The organism is Variovorax rhizosphaerae, assembly GCF_037889975.1.
In the GTDB taxonomy this organism is placed as follows: domain Bacteria; phylum Pseudomonadota; class Gammaproteobacteria; order Burkholderiales; family Burkholderiaceae_C; genus Variovorax; species Variovorax rhizosphaerae.
This window is the reverse complement of sequence record NZ_JBBKZT010000013.1, coordinates 150,123-170,176: the sequence shown is the minus strand read 5'-3', so window position 1 is coordinate 170,176 and position 20,054 is coordinate 150,123. Positions and strand designations below refer to the sequence as shown.

At 62.1% G+C, this 20,054-nt stretch carries 19 protein-coding genes and 1 pseudogene; 7 read left to right on the top strand and 13 right to left on the bottom strand.

What is annotated here, in order from left to right:
- Positions 1–258: 258 nt before the first annotated feature.
- The gene (locus WKW82_RS26240; protein ID WP_340345410.1) at positions 259–1,386 is read left to right on the top strand and encodes a hypothetical protein; all 1,128 of its coding nucleotides are present in this window, start codon (positions 259–261) and stop codon (positions 1,384–1,386) included.
- Between the two features lie 72 nt (positions 1,387–1,458).
- On the opposite strand, the gene WKW82_RS26235 is transcribed toward WKW82_RS26240, so the two are convergent.
- The gene (locus WKW82_RS26235) at positions 1,459–1,590 is read right to left on the bottom strand and encodes a hypothetical protein (protein ID WP_340345408.1); all 132 of its coding nucleotides are present in this window, start codon (positions 1,588–1,590) and stop codon (positions 1,459–1,461) included.
- Positions 1,591–1,780: 190 nt separating this feature from the next.
- On the opposite strand from WKW82_RS26235, the gene WKW82_RS26230 reads away from it, so the two are divergent.
- Positions 1,781–2,809 (top strand): DUF1036 domain-containing protein, encoded by a 1,029-nt coding sequence (locus WKW82_RS26230; RefSeq protein ID WP_340345407.1) that lies wholly within the window; start codon positions 1,781–1,783, stop codon positions 2,807–2,809.
- 257 nt (positions 2,810–3,066) lie between these two features.
- Here WKW82_RS26230 and WKW82_RS26225 read toward each other — a convergent pair whose 3' ends face one another.
- The 3 genes from WKW82_RS26225 to WKW82_RS26215 form a co-directional block, all read right to left on the bottom strand.
- Positions 3,067–4,188 carry a hypothetical protein gene (locus WKW82_RS26225; RefSeq protein WP_340345406.1) on the bottom strand — a complete coding sequence of 374 codons (1,122 nt, stop codon included), beginning with the start codon at positions 4,186–4,188 and terminating at the stop codon, positions 3,067–3,069.
- 341 nt (positions 4,189–4,529) lie between these two features.
- On the bottom strand, positions 4,530–5,039 hold the full coding sequence (locus WKW82_RS26220) for a hypothetical protein (RefSeq protein ID WP_340345404.1): 510 nt from the start codon (positions 5,037–5,039) through the stop codon (positions 4,530–4,532).
- Between the two features lie 12 nt (positions 5,040–5,051).
- Positions 5,052–5,495 (bottom strand): hypothetical protein, encoded by a 444-nt coding sequence (locus WKW82_RS26215; RefSeq protein WP_340345402.1) that lies wholly within the window; start codon positions 5,493–5,495, stop codon positions 5,052–5,054.
- Positions 5,496–5,587: 92 nt separating this feature from the next.
- Between WKW82_RS26215 and tnpA the strand changes: the two genes are divergently transcribed.
- Positions 5,588–6,004 (top strand): IS66-like element accessory protein TnpA, encoded by a 417-nt coding sequence (tnpA, locus tag WKW82_RS26210; RefSeq protein WP_340345400.1) that lies wholly within the window; start codon positions 5,588–5,590, stop codon positions 6,002–6,004.
- A complete protein-coding gene (gene tnpB / locus WKW82_RS26205) occupies positions 6,001–6,162 on the top strand; it encodes an IS66 family insertion sequence element accessory protein TnpB (RefSeq protein WP_422823587.1) in 162 nt (53 codons plus the stop codon). The genes tnpA and tnpB overlap by 4 nt, the downstream gene beginning before the upstream one ends.
- A 61-nt stretch (positions 6,163–6,223) precedes the next feature.
- On the opposite strand, the pseudogene WKW82_RS40675 reads toward tnpB, so the two are convergent.
- The 5 genes and pseudogenes from WKW82_RS40675 to WKW82_RS26185 all read right to left on the bottom strand — a co-directional run.
- Positions 6,224–6,421, bottom strand: a pseudogene (locus tag WKW82_RS40675) (IS1096 element passenger TnpR family protein); the annotation flags it as partial.
- 195 nt (positions 6,422–6,616) lie between these two features.
- The gene (locus WKW82_RS26200) at positions 6,617–7,318 is read right to left on the bottom strand and encodes a hypothetical protein (protein ID WP_340345398.1); all 702 of its coding nucleotides are present in this window, start codon (positions 7,316–7,318) and stop codon (positions 6,617–6,619) included.
- A 139-nt stretch (positions 7,319–7,457) separates the two neighbouring features.
- Positions 7,458–10,799 (bottom strand): cell envelope integrity protein TolA, encoded by a 3,342-nt coding sequence (locus tag WKW82_RS26195; RefSeq protein ID WP_340345397.1) that lies wholly within the window; start codon positions 10,797–10,799, stop codon positions 7,458–7,460.
- Positions 10,800–10,810: 11 nt separating this feature from the next.
- Complete coding sequence (locus WKW82_RS26190) at positions 10,811–11,575, bottom strand: hypothetical protein (RefSeq protein ID WP_340345395.1); 765 nt, start codon at positions 11,573–11,575, stop codon at positions 10,811–10,813.
- A gap of 144 nt (positions 11,576–11,719) precedes the next feature.
- Positions 11,720–11,851 (bottom strand): hypothetical protein, encoded by a 132-nt coding sequence (locus WKW82_RS26185; RefSeq protein ID WP_340345394.1) that lies wholly within the window; start codon positions 11,849–11,851, stop codon positions 11,720–11,722.
- 70 nt (positions 11,852–11,921) lie between these two features.
- Between WKW82_RS26185 and WKW82_RS26180 the strand changes: the two genes are divergently transcribed.
- Entirely contained in the window at positions 11,922–12,161 is a 240-nt protein-coding gene (locus WKW82_RS26180) for a hypothetical protein (protein WP_340345392.1), read from the top strand.
- A gap of 452 nt (positions 12,162–12,613) precedes the next feature.
- On the opposite strand, the gene WKW82_RS26175 is transcribed toward WKW82_RS26180, so the two are convergent.
- Positions 12,614–13,678, bottom strand: a complete 1,065-nt coding sequence (locus WKW82_RS26175) for a DNA-binding protein (protein ID WP_340345391.1) — start codon at positions 13,676–13,678, stop codon at positions 12,614–12,616.
- A 155-nt stretch (positions 13,679–13,833) separates the two neighbouring features.
- Here WKW82_RS26175 and WKW82_RS26170 point away from each other — a divergent pair, with 155 nt between their 5' ends.
- Positions 13,834–15,003, top strand: coding sequence for a site-specific integrase (locus tag WKW82_RS26170; protein WP_340345389.1), 1,170 nt, complete (start codon positions 13,834–13,836; stop codon positions 15,001–15,003).
- 171 nt (positions 15,004–15,174) lie between these two features.
- Here the strand turns inward: WKW82_RS26170 and map are convergent, their stop codons facing one another.
- The 3 genes from map to WKW82_RS26155 all read right to left on the bottom strand — a co-directional run bounded on the left by map (position 15,175) and on the right by WKW82_RS26155 (position 19,071).
- Complete coding sequence (map, locus tag WKW82_RS26165) at positions 15,175–15,966, bottom strand: type I methionyl aminopeptidase (RefSeq protein WP_340345388.1); 792 nt, start codon at positions 15,964–15,966, stop codon at positions 15,175–15,177.
- Positions 15,966–16,223 carry a ParD-like family protein gene (locus WKW82_RS26160; protein ID WP_340345387.1) on the bottom strand — a complete coding sequence of 86 codons (258 nt, stop codon included), beginning with the start codon at positions 16,221–16,223 and terminating at the stop codon, positions 15,966–15,968. Before WKW82_RS26160 ends, map begins: the two co-directional genes overlap by 1 nt.
- 1,249 nt (positions 16,224–17,472) lie before the next feature.
- A complete protein-coding gene (locus WKW82_RS26155; RefSeq protein WP_340345385.1) occupies positions 17,473–19,071 on the bottom strand; it encodes an IclR family transcriptional regulator domain-containing protein in 1,599 nt (532 codons plus the stop codon).
- A 159-nt stretch (positions 19,072–19,230) separates the two neighbouring features.
- On the opposite strand from WKW82_RS26155, the gene WKW82_RS26150 reads away from it, so the two are divergent.
- Positions 19,231–20,037 carry an RraA family protein gene (locus tag WKW82_RS26150; protein WP_340345384.1) on the top strand — a complete coding sequence of 269 codons (807 nt, stop codon included), beginning with the start codon at positions 19,231–19,233 and terminating at the stop codon, positions 20,035–20,037.
- The last annotated feature ends 17 nt before the right edge of the window (positions 20,038–20,054 follow it).

The window sequence follows — 20,054 nt, the reverse complement described above, 5'->3', positions numbered from 1 at the left end:
CGACCGCAGTCTTTCCAAGCTGGGCCTCACCCTTGCTGAGGACCGTGCTCTGCTGGCCCGGGCCCAAGACGCATTGGTCTCGCAGCAGGTCGACGCTTGGATGTCGGGCGAGACGAACTGCCGCCGGTGCGGCAGGGCGCTCAGCCACAAGGACAGTCGCGACGTTGTGGTGCGGAACCGTGTATGGAAACGTGGCCGTCAGGAGCCCGAGAGTGGTCGTGCCGCTGCCGCGCGGCGCCGGGGACAGCACGCAGCTCCATGAGTCCGCTTTGCAAGGCGCTGCCCAGGCGTGTGACGCCGGAACTGGAATACCTGCAGGTGGAATGGGCTGCCCATTTGCCTTACCGGCAGGCCACGGCGCTGCTCAAGGAGGTCCTTCCTTCGGACAAGCAGATCTCGTTCAGCGGCACACGGCAAAGGATTCATGCGGTCGCGAGGCTACTCGATGCCGAGGTGGACCGCGATATTGCCAACCAGCCGAAAGCCGCCGCAATCGCCGACACCATCGCCCCACCGCGCGAATCCCCCAACGTCGCGTGCGTCAGCGTCGATTCGGCATGGTTGACGCACCACAGCACCGCAAAGGGTCGCGAGGCTGCGCGCGCCGAAGCCAAGCTTCGGTCGCCTTGGTCGCAGCCACCGACCTTGCAACGCCACGTGAACATCGTTGCCGGACGAGCTGCGTTTGCCGACCGCGCCCCTCGCGTGTACGCGTACGTGCACAAGCAGGTGCCCTCGGCGGCCGCGCGATTGGATCAGTTCCTCGCCCGAAGCGGTGTCGGGCCCGACGAGCGAGTGACCGTGATCAGCGATGACGCGGGCGAGTTCGCCAAGGCGGTCGAGGGTAGCCAGCTTGCACGCGGCAGGATACTGGACTGGTTTCACATTGCAATGAAATTCAAGGCGGCTGAGAACTCGGTGTTCCGCAGCGCGATGATCGAACCACCGGAGCGAGCTTGGGTGCAGAGCGAAATCCGCAGCGCCAAATGGTTCGTCTGGCACGGCAAGGGCGGCAAGTCCGTGGCGCGCATTAAGGCGCTCGATGAAGCGTTGATGGCCAGGACAGGCTTTGAATACTCGAACGCTCTGGTGGAATCTCCAGCGCGCGTCTGGCTACATCAACAACAACGCCGCCACGCTGGTGGATTGCGGGGCGCGTCACAGAAGGGGCTTGGCTATCAGCAGCAGCATCGCAGAGTCGGCAGTGACCTGGTGGTGAGCCATCGGATGGCGAAGAAGCAGCAAATGCAATGGACCGACGAAGGGGCTCATTGCCTGGCGCAGGTCCCTGTCGCTGCTCTCAACCGCGAGCTGTCGCCAGGTCGACTGGCGAAGTTGGCCAAGGCGTCGAGGACGGGCATTCGACAGTCGTGCCATCCGCCGTAACGGCGGCGGGTTCCAGGGGAGTTCAGTGCTTGTCCCTCGAAATCAGCCTCCCACACTTTTGCACACTCTCCTTCACGCCAGGCGACGCCGTTCGTGATCACGCCAGACGGCCTCGTCATTCTGCACCATCGTCAGGCCGGTTCGCCAGTCCACGCGCACACGCTGCGACACGCCGGTCTCGACCGATCCTGCTTCATCCGTCATTGAAATAGGGAGAGCTGACCTTCGCCGATCAGGCCGCCTCAGGCAATGACGGGGAAGCTCGGACACTCACGCACGAAAGTCTCATCACTTTCGATGTTGACGCAAGCCATGGGTAGCTTCAGACTTGCCGTACCGGTCTCTCGTCGACCCGCTGGAGGTCGTCATGGCCGGGGGCGACGAGGAGGCGACCATGACACCGATCCTTGAACGGGCGCTGATGATTCTTGTGCTGGCCTTTGTCCCGGCGGTAGCCGGTGCTCAGCTCACGTTTTGCAATCAAACAGGATCCGCGGTTCGGATCGCCCTCGACGCCGTGTCCATCGTAGACGGCTGGCACCATCTGGATCCAAGTCAATGCCGTGTACTGCGGAGCGAGCTCGATGATGGCTTAGGTTTCTACTACCACCAAGAAAACAGCGGTACAGAAGCATGGGATCCCCAATCGACAGCCACCATATGCGTTTCAAGAGACAGTGATTTTCGCCATTCGAGGGGCGGCAGGTGTGAAGGCGTGCGTGTCTCGGCCCGGATCGTCTATTCAGTGGGCTACCGTACCCTTACTGTGAACCTGACTGGAGTCAGCAGCGTGGCTCTTCAGGGGATTCGCGACAGATTTACCCCTCCACCGAAACCAAAATACTTCAATGCACAGGACTTCGACTACGTGCAGGCCGATCCAACCGAGGAACAGAAGAAGAAAAACGCCGAGCTCCATAGGGCAATCGCGGCGAGAGATAGGCAAGCCGCGGAGCAACTCGCCACCGCGAAAACTGGCGTGGTGCAGACACTTTGCCTCGCACGCTGGGACGACTCGCATCAGGTGCACTCAACTCAAATGGTTATCCAATGGAACAACCAGAAGTTGGTAACCACCATGAAGAAGCTCGAGCACTGCATTCGCCTGGATCTCACCGGAGTCACGTCGATCGATGGCATCGCGGAAGAGTATGTAAAGCAGTGCATAGATCATGGTCTGAACGATCAAAAGACCCGACACATGTTGGAGCTTGTGCTCGCTATCTACGTCGACAAGAACAGCGATCAAAAGACATCGTTCACGCCCTTGAAAATTGCCGACTACGCTCGGTCCGCTGCCAACGCGACCGTTGATTGCCTTCTAGACACTCAGCGAATCACAGCCTACCTTGGCGAAAAGCTGAAAGACAAATTCAAGGCCACGGTTCGGGAAGATATGCAATGGGTGTACTGGGATCTTTGAAGGAGGTGGGATCGGAGCAATTGTGCAAACGCTGCCAGTGAAATAACGAAATGGACGCCCCCACCTAACAGCCGAGCGGGGACATGGGATGTGCCACAGTTGAAGCGTTACTCAACCGCCTGAACCATTGAAGGAGCATCCATCATGAAGATCGCAACAGTTAATATCGATTTTGGCAAAGAACGTGCTGCTAGTCCACGGGGTGAACGAGAGCGGGAAGGCCGTGCTCAAGAGGCAGCTAAAGCCCTAGCGAGGACTCACCAATGACATACCGTCTCAGTATTGAGACTACCCAGAGAATTCACAATTTTCTGCGGCAACGTCCCGTCGCGCACATTCGTGGTCAAGCAAGTAAAGAAGGCCGTCTTAAATGACGGGTAACACGCGGCGGGGTTGGTAATCGCCGAACTCAACCCACATGCCGCAATGCCAATTTTCATGCAGTCCGCGATGGTTGCTTTAACGGCGGCAATTGCTGGGTCGGTTCCATTGAAAGTGGCATACAAGATTGTCTCTTGACGCGCCGTCCGCCAGACAGCGTTGTACCCCTGATTCGCTTCTAACCTAGAGCAATCAGTCAACTCAATCCGACCGAGATTGACTCTTTCCGAACTCGCTTCAGGCGCTCCTATCACGGCAAGTCGTCTAGGCGTCTCCGGACCAGGCAAGGGCGCCAACGTTGACGGCTGAGGCTCTGAAACCCTTGCCCTCGCACCTCGATTTCGCGCATCAGCCTGTTCTCGTGTCAAAGGCCGAAGAGCAGATTCAGGCTCATCCGACTCATCGGCGATTTGGGATTTGTTTGACGGCGCCTGCACGATAATGGTCACGTTCGGTGCCGGTTTACCAAAAATCTCCTCGATCATTTGGTTGTAGCCTGGATCAGCGGCCACCTTCGCTTTGACCGCCGCTTCAACTTGAGGCCTTATGGCGAGATGAACACCGCAGACCTTCATGGTCCACGATGAGATGGGCATTAAATAGCGCTCTACGTCCCCCTCTGTCTTGCTGCGTCGAAACGTGATCCAGAGGCGGTCGCCGTCCTTGGCCAATTCGCATTTGTCGACACGACCACCCCCGTTTTCGATCGCCAGTCGGTGGGCGGAATAGTCGCAACCCGCTTGAGCCTCATTTCCCTCATATTTGGTTTCAGCCCCTTCTGTGACGCGAAAAAGAGGCAACGTTTTGGGCTCGCCGGTTAGAGTGCATTTGCTAGCTTGAGCAGCACAACTACCGGCAGCAAATGCGGCAATGCAGAACGTGATGCATCGCGCTTCGGTTCTCCTCGCGAACGAACAATAAGGTTCAGCACCACCAGTTTGCAAAACACCCGCTTGGGCGAAGTGAATGCCGAGGCGATTGACACTGAACATTGGCATGGCTTGTCTCCTTGCAGAAAACCAGCAGCGCTACAAGTCGATCAATTTGCATTCACCTCCCTGCGTGGGGCTCAGATCATCACTTGCATAGACGGGCTAATGTAATGATTTGGTCTTCAACGTGCAATGAGCTATCTGCCATAGGCAAAAAGTCCGCCCTTCAAGCCGTCCGTCACCATCAAAACCGTTAACGCTCTCCAACGTCACCGATGTTGATCGACCGAGATTGCGCTGGGCGGAGACCACAAGCGCCGCGCCGAGGACCGTGACCGGCGGCACGAACCCTATAAGGAGAGCATCCATTTCCTGGGGGTGTGCAGTGCAGCATCCTTCCACGAAGGCTACGCTGCAAGCGGCTCCTGCGCCTGGGCGTCGAAGCGCGGATACCACCTCTCGAATGACGCTCGCAACTCGTCGTTCAGGACCTGGGTACGAACCTGGAGCAGTAGATGCGCTCCGCGCGGCGTCCAATGCATCTGCTGCTTTTTCACGAACCGCCTGGCGATCATCTGGTTGACCGCGGATTCGACGGAGCCGGTAGAGATCCGTTCCCCGCATCGGTACCGCTTCCCGTAGTTGACGATGGCGCCGGTGTTGTTGTCGACATAGGCTGCGAATTCATCTACCGCCTTCGCAAGCTTCTTGAACACGACCGAAGTTGGTAGACCCGCTTTCCTCTGGTTCTCGCGCACGTCAGCGATGTCCTCGAGCAGCCTGTTCAATGTCTCGTCGGCGCGGAACACGTTTCCATGCCACAAGAACCATTTGACGCGCTCGATGTTCTTGAGGAGCTCTTCCCTCTCTGGGCCTTGCAGCCCTCGTGTTGTCTGCAAGAGTTGCTCGATGCGCATCGCAACATCAAACTAGTCCAGGATGTGCTCGGATCGCGAGTGCAAGAACGCGCCGAGCTCGCGCACCGTATCGCCACCATCACACAGGGAGGTAATGTGCTGACGAGGAAGAATGCCTTGCGACTCGAGCACCGCACGTAAACGGCGCTTGGGTTTGCGGTCCACTCGATGAACGAAGGCAAAGACTTTGGCCTCGCCTTCCTCGGGAACGCTCTTTCCGGCGCTGACCTCGAAACAACCATTGGCGCCGGGCAAACGCTCGCGACCGCGGACGTAGCCCCCATCCAGTCCCACGTTGATCGGCGCTGGCGACTCCGGAGAAGCTTCGATCTCGCGCTGGGAGCCGCCGTCGTAGGCGAATTGTTCCGGGCCAAGTTGCGCCTCGAGTCGATCGGCCGTGGCCATGACGTGCTGGCGGATGGTCTCCTGATGCAACCCTTGTTCGATCGGCAGCATCTCTTGCAGGTAAGCGAGGCCTCAACACCCTCTTGAGTTGACAGAGAGACCGCGTCACCCTTGCGTCCACTGACATGAGTAGTGGACGCAGCATGGAATCCCTGAACGAGAGAGAACAACCGAGCCAACTGCCGCGTGGCGTCTTGCGCGTTCGCAGCAATGGCAAGCGCCTGTACGCCGATGAATTCAAGGCGGAGTTGGTTCGGCAATGCCTGGTGCCGGGAACATCAGTGGCTGCTACCGGGCTGGCGCACGGGATCAACGCCAACCTGTTGCGACGCTGGATTGGTCTGCACGGCGGTGGCGAGCGCGCCGCTGCGCCGTCGCCAACGCTGTTGCCGGTGACGCTGCAGGCGCCACCCCCTGCAAGTAACCCGCCGCCGGCGCGCGGGCGCGTGGAGCCGCAAATCATCGAGATCGAAATCCACGGTGCACGCGTTCGCCTGCAGGGCCCTATCGACGCGCAACGGCTGGGCGTCGTACTAGACGTCCTGGCGCAGCGCTCATGATCGGCCTTCCTTCAAACACCCGCGTGTGGATCGTGGCTGGCCACACCGACATGCGGAAGGGCTTTGACGGCCTGGCCGCGATGGTGCAGAACGCGCTTGCGGCCAATCCGTTCTGTGGTCACGTCTTCGTCTTCCGCGGCAGGCGTGGCGACATCTGAAGGTGCTGTGGTTCGATGGCCAGGGACTGATGCTCCTGGCCACGCCGCCATCCTGATTGATTCCGTACTCGCGACCGCGAATCTCGAAGAGGTGAAGGTGCATGTCCTGCCAAGCGAACGCGACCTGAAGAATCTGGTGAGGCCGGACGACGCTGGCATCGCTACGTACCAGCAGGCGCCGCCAAATCAGAGGGCTAATGTCGCGCAGCACGGCGCGCAGCTGCAGCACCTCTTGGCCAGGACATGCCCCGATTTCCATATCCAAAGCATACTTTGCTGCACTGCCCACCCCCAGGAAATGGATGCTCTCCCGCATCAAGGCGCGATCTCGGTTTCGGGTGCAATTTATGGCGGTTGGCGATGGCGACAGCATGCTGTCGCTGGAGAGTCGCCCGATTCGAGCCTCGCTCTAGAAACCGCCCAGACGACTTGGATGATCAGTCCAGCGTTCGCTCTAGCCCTTTTCGACAGTCCACAGCCTAACCTTACCTCCGAATTGCTTGAAAGCAATGTCCTGCACCGGCTTCCAAGACAATTCTGCAGTATAGGAGCCCGGATCGTCGGGCAAATCTTCTGAGCACGAGTTCCTGGTCAGGTCCTTGACCTTGACAGCACTGTTAAGTATCAGAAGCCTCTCGTTTGAATTTGGCGGACCGTCTTTGCCCAAAATAGTAAAGATGTGCCCGTCGCCATAGGGGTAAGGTCCGATCCGCGTCGCAGAAGCCAGCACAACGTCCCTAACTATCACCCCGAGGAGGAAAGCCGGAGGCACGGCGGCGCCTGACGTCACGCCGGAACGCTTGCCAGCTTCGGCCCCAACTTGTGCCTCTGCCACATCCTTGAAGACCAGCTTATACCGGCCACCGGTATAGGTCTCGAACCCCTTTTGAACATGCGCGTGGTTGACGTTGGCCGTTCCAGAGGCCTTCTTGATCTGAGCGCGGATAGCGAGCTCGATATTTCTGAGTTGCGCGGCGGTGTCGACCTTGAAGTCTGGATCTCGCTTGAACGCGAGAGCAAGGCCAAGTGCGTATGACTGACAGGTGTCACTGAGCGCTTGGCCGGTTGGCTTGACAGCGAACCCGGGGTCGGCTGAGGCCGGTCCGGCCACACAAGCGAGCAGCGTCGTGAGACATGCGAGGCAGATTCTGGTCATGTGCGTTTTCTTTCTTTTGGTGTGGGACTGGCTACGAAGACACATGAAATTTGCAGATGACGGCCGGCAATGCGAACACTGCGGGGATCGAGGACTGCTCGCTTTGGCGGAGAGCGAATCGGGGAGCAGTTCGCGCGGATCATTCTTGCGACGGCAGAGGACGTCGGGGCGGCGCAACCAATGCCGAGCGACTGAGGAGCTTGGGGTCCGCACGCATCTCCGCACTCAGGCACGTCGAGGCGTAGCCGGCCAGTCGACTCGTCAACAATTCTTGGGTCTCGCGCAACGGGCCTTCGGTGATGGGGTAGTAGACGTGGCCGCTGGCCAGCAGCGACGCGTCGGGCAGCCGCCAGTACCAATGCTCGCCTGTGTGCTTGCGCAAGTGCAGGAACCAGCCGGGCCGCCGCCCCTCCAGGTACTCTAACGGCAGCTTTCGCGCGAACGTCTGCGCCACCAGTGGCGACTGTCCGTCGGTGGTGCCGAGTACTGCGTTGTACAGCTGCATCGACATGGCGCGCGGCTTCAGTTGCGCAAGGCGCGGGTTGGTCTCCGCGGCCCAGTCAGGTACCGGCACTAATTCATGCATGGCGCGCAACAGTAGGTACTGCAGCACGTTGTTCGCAAACGTGGGATTCACCTCAAGGGTGCAGGCAAGCGTCTGGTAGGGCCGCGCGCCCATGTTCTTTGCGACCGAACAGCTTTCCGCGAAGCGGTTGGTCGGGTCCGGGGCCAATGCCTTCCTGCGCGCAGATATCCAGTCCTCTTGCAGCGCTGCGTAATCGGCCACGGCAGGCTGCCTGCCGCCGGCTGTCACGCTGGCGTCCCTGTGGCTTAAGTCACCTGTGGCGAGCCCCGCAGCAATGGGCTGGAGCTTCTCCCACCGAGCGTCGTTAAATTTCTCCTCCTCGCGCTCCCTGGCCGAGCCGAATGCGTCCAGGCTGGCTCCGTAGGCATACTTCTCTAGTATATCGGTGGCCTGCTTGGCCAACGCCGCGCCGCTCAGGACGTATTGCTGACCGAGAGCGATGTTGGTGTAGGTGAGCGCTCCGGAGTACAACCGCTCGCTTTCCGACAACGTGGCGGCACCGAAGCTCGGCTTGACGCGACAAACGGGGGCAGCCCCCGCAAATGTCGAGAACGCCAATGCAGGCTCCCTGACTAGCTTTTCCCAATTTGGGTTTCGTCCTGCGAGCGCCATGCTCATGTCGACTAACGGTGCATAGAAGTCCACGAGCAACGCGTAGTCGCGCACACTGTTTTCATGCATCAACCGGTGCAGCACGAAGTTGGGCCGCTGCAGGTCCTTTTCGAGGACGGCTTGTGCCGTCAAGTCCACGCCGGCGGTGCACGCCTCGTCCAGGGCAAACACCTCGGCGAAAGTGCGCGGTGCCGCCAACGCCTGCGGCAAAAGCAAGTTCTTGAAGCAGGCCGAGTCCATGTAGGGGTCGTCTCCGAACTTCTGCGTGAGGTCGCGCATCGGCGCGTAGCGCGCGGCTTCCGGCTGACGAGCCAAGATGGGAGGCAATTCGGTCTGACCGAAGACCCGGTCGGCTCTGAACGTGCGTGCGTCGTCTGTGAGATAAGGATGCAGGATGCTGCGGTTTTCTGCGACCCTTTCGAGGAAGATTCGACAGTCGGCAAGATATTCCTTTCGTGAGGCCGAGTTGACCTCCAATGCGGCGCGCAGGAACGCGATGCGACCGCCAGCCGGAAAGGTGCCGGTGTCGGTATCGTAGGAATAGTTCCGCCGCGCCATCAGGTACAACGACCGGCACGGGAAGCGCTCGGACTCGATCGACTGGACGAACTGGTCGAACTCCAGGCGCGTTACCTGCTGCGACACGCCGTCGACCTCACGCAGGATTTCGTTCGTGGCTGCTTGCAGCTGTTCGCTGATGGCCACGAGCGCCTCGAGCGTCTTGCGTTGGTTTTCCAGCACCAAGTCGAGCTTGCGGTTCACCTCGGCAAGCTTGCGCATCAGCGCCGCATCGCTTTTGTTCTTCCTGCCGCCGAACAGGCCACCCAGGCCCCCCATGCCGCTCATGAGCGACAGGACCGTACCAACGCCGCCGGTGGAAAAGAAAGTGGCCGCAAATGACCCTGCCTGACCGGCAATGCCCAGCAGCGATCCCACTTTGCCGGCCGACTCAAAAATGCTCTGGCCTACGGCGATGAAGCTCGACGCAGTGGCGACCAAGGAAGTGACCTTGGTGGCGGCCTCCTGCAGCTTCGGGTCCAGGGCACCGACAGAGCTGATCACCGCGGCGATGCCGTCGAGCGACCTGCCAGTTTGTGCCCAGCCGCCGAAGTCGAGCTTCAAGTCCCTCGTGGCGTTGGCCACTCCGTTCAATTCGGCGAGTGCCTTAGTAGGAAGTTGCCCAAGCAGCCGAGTCGTCGCCGCCTGCGCCATCGCTTGAGGATTGGCGGTCAGTTGCGAAATGAACAGTGGCGCGCGCACCGCATCCATTGGCGGAAGATGTGCTCCCTTAACGAACGCGGAGAGCGATGACGCTGCCTGGGTCGCAAGTCTCTGGGTCTGCTCCAGCGGATTGAGCACGGCTTCGACCCGAAACGCCTCGAACTGCAGCCCGACATTCACCTTCGCCAAGTTCTGGACCGCTTGCTTCACGTGTTGTGCCGTGGGCATCACCTTCGGTATCTGGTCGGCGGCGAACTGCTTCAGAACCTGCTCCGGCACCGTAAACACGGCGCCTGCTTGGCTCTCGAGTTCTACCTTGATCTTGGCGACGTCCCATTTGGCCACAGCAGTTTGCGCCCCGGCCGCGGTGCGCGCCATCACATCAGCCTGGCGTTCAGCCTTAGCCGCCACGTCCTGAACCTGAGTGGCGGCACGGGAGAACTCCTGCGCCGCACGTTCGGCCTCTTGCAGCAAGGCCGCCTTGTGGCGAACGAGCTGCTGCGCGATCTCGGCCTTCGCAAGCTGCGCTGCAGTCGCCCCTTTGTTGAGAGCGTCCCTCAAATCCTTCACCCTAGCATCCGACTGACGAGCCATCGCCTCTTGAAGCAGCGTTCGGACCTGATCCGCCTGGATATCGGCCAGAGCACGTTCAGCCGTCTGACTGGCGGCCTGCTGCGTGATGGCCACCGACGCCTGCACGAACTGGAACACCGCGGTTATGTTCTCCTTTTCAGGTGCGACAACCCGTGAAATCTCGAACTGGCGCATATGGGCCTCGAGCTGCGCGTTTGCCATATGCAGCGCAAAACGCTGGGCATCAGTGATGGGGGCGTCGAGTGCCTTGTCCTCGGCGCTCAGCCGAGCTTCCTGCAGCAGCAGCTGCTGTATGCTCCAAGAACCCTTCTGCCCCTTAGACACTTCGGCCAGCAGAGCCTCGCGCGTTGGCATGGACAGGCCGGACGGGGGAGCGAGTTGCGCCATGACGAGGGACGGCACCAGGCACAGCGCGCAGGCGCGCTGCGCCACGGTGCGGCGAATTCGAAGCCGTGCGTCGCGTCGCATGGGCAGGGGCATCAATTGAGTTTGGAAAGCGGGAAGTTCATCGTCAGTTGCCCCTCCCGCATCATTGTGGCGGGCAGTTGCAGCGGCGTGCAGTTGTCGGACGAAAACTTTGCCTCGGCGCTGGGCGCGATGCAGAACTTGTCCCGCAGAGAATCAAGGAACACCGTCTCTGTCCTGCCCTTACGCACGACGTACTGCTGCGCGGCGTATTGCCCAGTGCCATCCAAGTCGCGCAGGATTAGCAGATTGCACACCTCGGCGCCCGTCGGGTTGCAGACAAGTGCAGTGCGTTGCTCCAGTCGGCGCAATTTAAGAACTGGCGATGTCGCGCTTGCCGACTTGTCTTCGGGGAGGCACTTTTCCGGAATCTTCGCTTGAGCGGGGGGTGCACAGGTCGCACCTGACGCGACAGTGACGAGCGCGGCAGTATCCGTCCTCATTTGCTCGATTTCACCGGGAGTGACTGCTTTCGTGGTGCAGTCCTGTGCCACCAGTGCCTTGCGCAGGCACAAGAACAGCTTCTCGTAGGCCTGATGCATCAGGTCCGGCGAAGGTCCGTCGACTTGGTTCTGAGGCTGAATGCAGGAGGCAACGGCTTGCATGCAACTTGCTGGCACGACGTTGCTGGTTTGGATGTCGCGGGCTTTAACGCGGGCTGGCGCTGAAGCGGGCGGTGCAGCCGCTGTCTGGGCAAGAACCGTAGATGCAAAGCCGAAGAGGCACACCGCGCTGTTGAACCAGAGCCTGCCCCGCAATCGAATGACACAGAATCCCATTTGTGGTCTCCTCGTTTGCGCACCCTCGTACACGGATGGTGCACGAAGACTCTTCAGTTGGGAAGTAGTGCGCCATCGAGCGAATCGCGACGTATTGGAAGCAGCGCTTAGGTCTCGGGCATTCAGAACGGCCTCGCAAATCCTTTAGGCGCGGTCCTGCGAAAGAACCTGAATGAGCTCGTCCCCCTTGCCCTCTTCGTTGGCCAGGACACTCGCAAGCCGGCGCGCGACGCCGGCGAAAAACTCCGAGCCCAGCGCGCGAAGTTGCTCGGTCATGCGCCGGTACTCGCGCATTCGGGGGGGGGGTGAGCACCAGCTGGTTGTGCGCAGTATCGCGGACCAATACGTGCCCGCCCCTGCCATTGAACAACTGCAGCGTCTGCGCACGCAGGGCCGCAGTCTCCACGAACCCGGCAAAGGCCTCGCGGTCCGCACTGCTCAGCAGGCCCAGCGGCGCCAGTCGCGCAATCCGTTCCCAGTCCTGGCGCTGCGGATCTGTGAAGTCGTCGGGCGGCTCGCCCGGAGCGTCGAGTACCTGCGCTTTGTGCTTCGCACGCCGGCGTGCGACCGTGCCTTTGCCGCCTGAGTTGATCAGACTGAGCGCTGTCGGCTTCGGCGCCGCCCCGCTCACCGCCCACCCCCGGCCGCACAAATCGCCAGCATGGCAAGTGCTCCACTTCAGGCCACCGGCCAGGCTCGCCCAAGCGCCCCACACGCTGCCATTCCCGCCCCGTCCACACAACCCTACGCCATAGCCCGCCAGAGCCCCCAAAGCCGTTTAAAGCCGCTGACCGCCCCCAGATTCCCCGGGTTTCCCCGGCCGCGCACCTCGGTGGAAGTCAAGTCCTCGAGGTAGACACTGTTGGGGGCGGCCCAGGCCGCGCCGCAAAAGGAGATCGCCCAGAACATGAGCAGGCGAGGGTAGATGAGCATCTGCGGTCCGTGACTGTTATGCGTTGGGATCTTTTCCTGCAAACTTCTTGAGCCTCTCCAAGACGCTGGCTGCACGCGTTTTAAAGTGCCGGAACCGTGCGGCCGCTACGCCTTTGGCCGCCTGATTTTGGGTGCAATCCCGCCCTTGCGCGAGTCCTCCTTGCGCGCGGTTGTGAGGGCGCTGGCCAGCAGCGCACGCGTGCCCTCGTGAGCCTTCTTTTCTTCGCCCAGCTGACGCCCCAGGTCGTCCAGCCGGTGTGCCAGCGCCGTGCCTTCCGTCTGCGCTTGCGCGAGCACGCTTGCCTGCTGGGTGAGTTGATCGCGAAGCTCCCGCTCGACCTGCTGGGCGGCGTGCTGCGTCTCGCGCAGCATCCGGCGCCCGGCCTCGAGTGTCTGGGCCGCGGCCTCTTCACTACGGATACGCTGTTGCTGCTCCCTCGCCAGACCTGCCTCCAGTTGTTTTGAGGCCTGGCGCGCCCGGTCGACTTCCTCATGAGAGTGGCGCTCCTGGGCTGCGTGACGCTCCCGCTCTGCCTTCACGTCGTTATCGCGGGCAGCCAGCGCCTCGGCCTGCTCCTGCCGCAGCAATTCTTTGCTGGCGTGAGACGCCTGGAGGAGGGCGTTGAGCCGGGCGATCTCCTGCTCTGACGCGGCCCGCAAGCGCGCTAACTCGGCCGCCTGTTCGGCCAGTTGTCGCTCCAGCGTCTCGCGCGCCTGCTGCGAGGAGACGAACGCGGCGTCCAGGCTCGCCCGGGCTTGCTCAAAGGCGGCTTCCCGCTGCGCCAGGCCGGCTTGGCCCACCGCCAGCACATTGCCCGCTTCCTCGAGCGCCGCCCGGGCGCCCTCAAGTTCCAGTCGCTGGACATCGTCCGCCTCACGCCGCGCCGTCTCCCACAGGAGCCGCGTGGCGTTGCGCACGCTCACCGGCACGCCGTCCGCGTCATTCCCGGCCGCCAGATTGGCAGACGGATTCATCCCACCGGCGATCCTTTGGCTGAGCGTCCCGAACCATTTCTCCAGCATCGGGCTCACGGTGTTCGGCGACCCCCGCCCGATTTTCAGCCGCACGCGCTCGATGGTGGGCCGCAGCCCCTCGGACAGTAGCGCGTCCGCGGCCCTGAACACGTCTTCTTCCTGAACACCACGTCGAAACTGTTGAATCTCAGCCATTTGAACCTCGCAACTTTCAGGCGAACGACCGCCCTTCCCCTCAAATATTTACCATCGATAAGTGGTTGTTATCGTGACCTATTGGTGTATGATGTAGCAAATCATATGTCATATGTATGAATATTTCTAGCGCCATGTCAAATCCGCACCCGCTTGTGAACGCCGCCGAATGGACGCCAGTCCTGGAGCCCGCCCGGCTCACGCAAACCGCCGAGGCGGCGGCGCGCGCCCTGCTGCGCGAAGGCGAATCCGCCAACACTCGCGCCTCCTATGCCTCGGCGATGCGCTACTGGTGCGCCTGGTTCGCCGCGCGCTACGGCCACGCGCTTCAATTGCCGGTGCCCGTGCCCGTCGTGATCCAGTTCATCGTCGACCACGCCGCGCGCAAGGCCGACACCATCGACGACGAGTCAGTGGATGACTCGGACGACGTCACCAACGCGGCCCCTGCGAAGCCCGCGGCAAAGTCAGCGGCGAAATCCAAATCAACGGCGAATCTGAAAAGCGCCCTGGTGAACGAACTGCCGCCGGAGATCGATCAGGCGCTGGTGGACAACGGGTACAAGGGGAAACTGGGGGTGCCGGCGCTCAATACGTTGGTGCATCGCGTGGCGGTGCTTTCGAAAGCGCATCAGCTGGCCAAGGAAAGCAATCCGTGCGCCGACGCGCTCGTTCGCGAGCTCCTCGGTCGCACACGGCGCGCCTATGCCCAGCGCGGCGCCCGACCGCACAAGCAGCGCGCGCTCACGAAAGATCCGTTGCAGCTCGTGCTGGCCACGTGCGACGAAACGCTGCGCGGCAAGCGCGACCGCGCCCTGCTCCTGTTTGCCTGGGCCTCCGGGGGCAGGCGGCGTTCCGAGGTGGCTGGGGCGACGCTAGAGAACCTGCGGCGCGTGGATGCGAAGTCCTATGTCTACACCCTCACGCACTCCAAGACCAACCAGACCGGGCAGGACCGTCCCGAGGACATCAAGCCCTTGATCGGCACCGCGGCGCTGGCGATGCAAGCGTGGCTTGCCGCCAGCGGCATCAAGGAAGGCGCCCTCTTCCGTCGCATCCGCAAAGGCGGGCATCTGGGCGAGCCGCTGGCACCGGCAGCCGTGCGCGACATCGTGAAGGAGCGGTGTGCACTCGCAGGGGTGGAAGGAGAGTTTTCTGCGCACTCGCTCAGGGCGGGGTTTGTGACGGAGGCGGGCAAGCAGGCCATGTCGCTGCCCGAGACCATGGCGATGACCGGGCACCACAGCGTGGCGACCGTGATGGGCTACTTCCGCGCTGAAAGCTCGCTCAACAGCAAGGCCAGCCGGATGCTCGATCCGGACTAACTGCGATACGTGGAGGCGGGTCGTAGTCGCGCCAGGTTAGGAATCCTGGCCACGAACGCTGCTATGGTGATAGGAAGACTTATCACGATAGGTTTATTTCGCCATCCGTTGCATGCTCAAAGTCGAAGGTGAGCCGAGGCCGAGATGTAATCGCCCGTGCTTTGCTGCATATCAAACCGGCGGGTAGACACCTGTTCCGCCCGGCCAAGCTGTCAACACCTCGTATCCCTGCGGCGTGACGGCCACCATGTGTTCCCACTGGGCCGACAGGGATCTATCCTTTGTCACAACTGTCCAGCCGTCGGTCAACTCCTTGGTTTCGCGCCCACCTGCATTGAGCATTGGCTCAATGGTGAACACCATGCCAAGCTCCAGCTTCAGTCCCTCTCCGCGTCGCCCGTAGTGCAGCACTTGCGGCTCGTCGTGGTAGACCTGACCAATGCCGTGCCCGCAGTATTCGCGCACCACGCTGAAACGCTCCCGCTGCGCAACCGACTGTATCGCATGTCCAATATCGCCCAGAGTCGCCCCGGGCTTGACCTGTTGGATTCCGGCCAGCATCGCTTTGTATGTCGTCTCCACCAAGCGTCGAGCCAACACACTCGGTGCTCCGACGAAGTACATGCGACTGGTGTCGCCAAACCAGCCTTCCTTGTTCACGGCGACATCGATGTTGACGATGTCGCCCTTCTTCAGAATCTTGTCAGCTGACGGAATGCCATGACAAACCACATGGTTGACGGAAGTAAGGATCGTCTTCGGATAGCCGCTGTATCCGACATTGGCCGGAATTGCGCCTTGAACGTTTACGATGTAGTCATGACAGATTCGGTCGAGCGCCTCAGTGCTCACCCCGGGAACGACGTAGGGCTCGATCATTGCGAGCACCTGCGCGGCCAGCGTGGCCGCTCGCCTTGCCATCTGCATGTCATCAGCAGATTTGATTTGAACGCCGTGTGGCATCAGTGTTTGCCGGTCAACGGCGCACGCGACCGAGAGGGAGATGGCGGTGTGACGGCCGCGACAATGTCCAGCCCACCGGCCAGTTCAGCCCGGATCAGAAGTTGACAGATTTCCCGGTGGTCCAGTTCGGGGTGCATTTCTGTCAGCATGCCAACGCGCATCCAGTGCTCCGCCTGCGCATTAATAGACCGGCTCAGCGCGCCGCCTGCCAAGCGCAGGTTTTCGTGCATCAGATCCGAAATCTTGACGATACCCATCACCACACCTTGATATGAACCATGCATCAATTATAAACGTTTCATATATGGTCTGCGGCCAGTAGGCGGTCCTCACCAAGTCGGTGTACGGCTTGAGGCTTAGTGGGCGGGATTGCCAGAGGTGCGGATTTGCAGAAGCAGCTCGTTGATGCGGATGTTGCAGATTCGTCGGCAGTCGCGTGAGCACGTCTCAGCAAGCCCACGGATCGAGGCCGAGGTGAAGCGGCAGCCAAGCCGATCTCGCCAGGAAACCCACCACCTGCTCGAGCGACGGCGGCTCGGCGACGCGATCCATGCCTGCAAGACGCAATGGGTGCACGAACGATGCAGCGCCCCATTCCTCCGCCGCTGCAAAGAACGGCTTGAAGTGAGGGTCACCGATGGCGGGCGGTGCCGTTGACGTTGCGACGTTTTTTTGCTGCCAATATCCACGTGTTGCTGCGCGGACATCGCGACTTCGAGGCAAGCCAACACGCCCGACGAGGACTCAGCGAATGGCGCAGAGAACGGCGCCACTGCAGCAAACGCAAAAATCGGAGGGCAATCAAGCCGCCCCACGCAGATCCCTACACGGGCGCGGCGCCCTCTGACGTCGACATCGCACGGGTTGCGCTGTTGCTTGGCATCTCCCGGTGCAACGTGCGCGAGGGCGTGAATTGCGTCTCGAACGACACAAGCCCTTTCTTCCGGTTCTGTCCAAGCTGCATCAGTGTGGCTTATCACGGTCGTATATTCCAGCTCGAGCGGCATGCGCGGCGTCCGATTCACGGTGACCCCCTGCGTGATGTTTGCCGAAGATGCGGTCGCCAATCGGCGTACAAACTCGACGCGCAGTTGATGGACGCGCCTTTTCGCTGCAAGCACTGATCGCAGTTGCTATTCCACTCTCGGCTACGAACCTCCGACGGACGGGATACAGGAATCTCGGGCAAAAGGCTCGCGCGACTGTGACGCGCGCCGCCATCGGTTGAAATCCGATCGCCCGCGAAGACAACGCGTCGACTTTTGGAACGATGCGGCGCAGCGGTTCACATTTGCTTTCCGAACTGGCGATCTGCCTGTGCGACGGGGATCCGGAAGACGCGGAGTCATACTTTTACCGGCACGTTTGGAACGGACTCATTTCCTTCTAAGCGTGTTAAGGGTGGATCCGATCGTCATGCGGCAGTCTGGTGGATGGACCAGACTGCATTCCAGAAGACCACGGTACTGGTGGCATCCAATGTGCCGTTTGTGAGATAGACCACGATCACGCTGACAGTCCAATACTCAATAGACGTCCCGACAGCGGCGCGCTCGCCAGCGAATCGATCGGTACGCTGTGGCGCGACGTGGTAATCGCCATGCGCTCGCCGCCCGCCACCCCTGCCCCCGTGATCGCAAGGTCGGTGGCGCAAGGCACCGGCAGGCCAACGACGCGGTCGAGCTGCCCATCTTGGGTGAAGCGCACCACGGACCATCCGTCGCACAGCGCCGTCCAGATGCCGCCCTGCGCGTCGAAGGCCAGGCCGCTGAGCCGGCCCGAGCCCTTGGGCACCGTGACAAGCCGCCGCACCGATGCCTGCCCCGGTTGCAGCAACAGGATGGCCCCAGAGCTTGGTGCGGTCGCATAGAGCTGCCGCTCGGCCGCATGCCAGCCCACGCATTGCACGGGCTCGCCGATGCGCCAGCGAACGTCGAGCGTGCCGTCGCCGCGCAAGAGCCCGATCGCGGTGCCAGACTCCGGCAGCGTGATCGCGGCCCACACCTCGTCGTCCGCGCCGCTGCAGACTGCGAGCACCTGGGCGGAAAGCCACTTCTCGACGGGCGTGGCCGTACCTTCGGCATTGATGCGCACTGCCGCGCGCTCGTGCACAGCAATGACGTCGTCGCCATCGCGCAGCAGTCCCACCAGCGGCGACTCCAGCGTGGCGACCTCGCGGTCCTGGCCGTTCTCGTACAGGCGCACCGAGGGCGCGAGCGCGTCGGCCCACCAGAGTCGCGCACCGTCCGCCGACCAGAGCGGATGCGCCCCATGGAAGGCCCATTGCCCCGGAAGGGCCGTGACGGCCGCTTCGGTACTCACGGCCACATCACTGCCCACGGGAGACAACTGGGCGCCGACGCGGCGTGCGGCCTCGGCCACTTCAGGGCCCAGCAGTTCCAGCCGCGCGCGGGTCAGCCGATACGCCGGGCCTGCCACGCTGATCGCCCCCCTCACCTGCCCCGCCGCGTCGATCACCGGCGCGCCGACGCAGCGCACACCCAGCACGATCTCCTCGTCGTCGATGGCATAGCCGCGCGAGCGCGTGATGCGCAGTTCGGCCTGAAGCCTGCGGCGGTCCGTGATCGTCAGCGGCGTCAGCGGCTTGAGCACGGCATCGCGCACGATCGCATCGCGGGCCTCGTCGGACATGGCCGAGAGGATCGCCTTGCCCTGACTGGTGCAGTGCACGGGCTTGCGCTCGCCGAGCGCAGCAGCCGAGCGCTGGCTGTGCGCACCGTCGCAGCGTTCGAGCGAGATCACCTCGCGGCCATCCAGCGTGGCGAGGTAGCAGGTCTCGCCTGTCAGGTCGCGCAGGGCGCGCAGTTCGAAGGCGGCGGCCGCGACCAGGTCGGGCATCGCGTAGGCCTGCCGCGCCATCTCGAAGCATCGAAAGCCCAGGCAATAGACCTTGCGCAGCGGATCGCGCCGCACCAGGCCGCGCGCCGTCAAGGTCGCGAGCAGGCGGTAGACCGTGGTGCGCGGCAAGGACAACTGCTCCGCAAGCTCGGTCTGCCCGAGTCCCTGCGGCGCGGCGCCGATGGCGTCCAGCACGTCGAGCGCTTTTTCAAGGGCACCTGTGCCCTCACCGGAAGAAGTGGCCATGTCGTTCGGTTTGTCTCAAATGGTGGTACGCGGGGGCAGGTTGCATGTCGCCGCCCGATGGCAATCGATTTTCTTTGCACGCCAGTCTCCCTACGATCGGATCACCCGCTGCAATCTGTCTTCCGACCCATTGTGTTCCCACCACTTGAGACAAACACCATGACCACCACGCCGCCTCCCCTCTCCGCGATTCCGCAACGCGCTCCGGCGCCCTACGTGTCCGACGCCGTGCTCGACCGCCTGGCCAAGGCCACCAGCGGCTCGCTGACCACGCAGCTCTACATCAAGGGCTTCCGCCAGCCCGTGCTGCATGGCCTCACGCCGCTCAACAAGAAGATCAAGCCCTTCGCGGGCCGCGCCTACACCATGCGCTTCATCCCCGCACGCGAGGATGTCGATGTCTACGGCAACCTCACCACCTCGCCCAGCGCCGACAATCTGCAATGGGTGGGCGTCGAGCAGATCGAGCCCGGTCACGTGCTGGTCATCGACAGCAACAAGGACGGCCGCGCCGCCTCGATGGGCAACATGCTCATCACCCGCATGATGATGCGCGGCGCCCGCGGCGTGATCACCGACGGCACCTTCCGCGACGGCACGGAGCTGAGCCAGATGGACTTCCCGATCTGGTGCACCGGCGTCACGGCCACGACCCGGCTGAGCTACCACCACGTCGCCGACCTGCAGGTGCCGATCGGCTGCGCGGGCGTGGCGGTGTACCCGGGCGACGTGATCCACGGTGACGGCGACAACATCACCGTGATCCCCGCGCACCTCGCCGAGGAGATGGCCGACTTGTGCGAGAAGCGCGACGACATCGAGGCTTACCTCGCCCTGCGCGTGCAGGCCGGCGAGGCGCTGTGGGGCCTGTACCCGCCGAGCGATGCCACGCGTGCGCAGCACAAGCAATGGGTGGCCGATGGCCGCCCCGCCATTCCCGCGGCCAAGCCTGCCGGCAGCCGCTGATTCACGGAGACCAACGA

Coding starts and splice junctions, on each gene's coding strand:
- WKW82_RS26225 (WP_340345406.1), bottom strand. CDS start 4,188: ATGCCAATGTTCAGTGTCAATCGCCTCGGCATTCACTTCGCCCAAGCG.
- WKW82_RS26220 (WP_340345404.1), bottom strand. CDS start 5,039: ATGCGCATCGAGCAACTCTTGCAGACAACACGAGGGCTGCAAGGCCCA.
- WKW82_RS26150 (WP_340345384.1), top strand. CDS start 19,231: ATGACCACCACGCCGCCTCCCCTCTCCGCGATTCCGCAACGCGCTCCG.
- WKW82_RS26215 (WP_340345402.1), bottom strand. CDS start 5,495: ATGCTGCCGATCGAACAAGGGTTGCATCAGGAGACCATCCGCCAGCAC.
- WKW82_RS26200 (WP_340345398.1), bottom strand. CDS start 7,318: ATGACCAGAATCTGCCTCGCATGTCTCACGACGCTGCTCGCTTGTGTG.
- WKW82_RS26230 (WP_340345407.1), top strand. CDS start 1,781: ATGACACCGATCCTTGAACGGGCGCTGATGATTCTTGTGCTGGCCTTT.
- WKW82_RS26175 (WP_340345391.1), bottom strand. CDS start 13,678: ATGGCTGAGATTCAACAGTTTCGACGTGGTGTTCAGGAAGAAGACGTG.
- tnpB (WP_422823587.1), top strand. CDS start 6,001: ATGATCGGCCTTCCTTCAAACACCCGCGTGTGGATCGTGGCTGGCCAC.
- map (WP_340345388.1), bottom strand. CDS start 15,966: ATGCCACACGGCGTTCAAATCAAATCTGCTGATGACATGCAGATGGCA.
- WKW82_RS26190 (WP_340345395.1), bottom strand. CDS start 11,575: ATGGGATTCTGTGTCATTCGATTGCGGGGCAGGCTCTGGTTCAACAGC.
- WKW82_RS26240 (WP_340345410.1), top strand. CDS start 259: ATGAGTCCGCTTTGCAAGGCGCTGCCCAGGCGTGTGACGCCGGAACTG.
- WKW82_RS26160 (WP_340345387.1), bottom strand. CDS start 16,223: ATGGGTATCGTCAAGATTTCGGATCTGATGCACGAAAACCTGCGCTTG.
- tnpA (WP_340345400.1), top strand. CDS start 5,588: ATGGAATCCCTGAACGAGAGAGAACAACCGAGCCAACTGCCGCGTGGC.
- WKW82_RS26155 (WP_340345385.1), bottom strand. CDS start 19,071: ATGGCCACTTCTTCCGGTGAGGGCACAGGTGCCCTTGAAAAAGCGCTC.
- WKW82_RS26195 (WP_340345397.1), bottom strand. CDS start 10,799: ATGCGACGCGACGCACGGCTTCGAATTCGCCGCACCGTGGCGCAGCGC.
- WKW82_RS26185 (WP_340345394.1), bottom strand. CDS start 11,851: ATGACCGAGCAACTTCGCGCGCTGGGCTCGGAGTTTTTCGCCGGCGTC.
- WKW82_RS26235 (WP_340345408.1), bottom strand. CDS start 1,590: ATGACGGATGAAGCAGGATCGGTCGAGACCGGCGTGTCGCAGCGTGTG.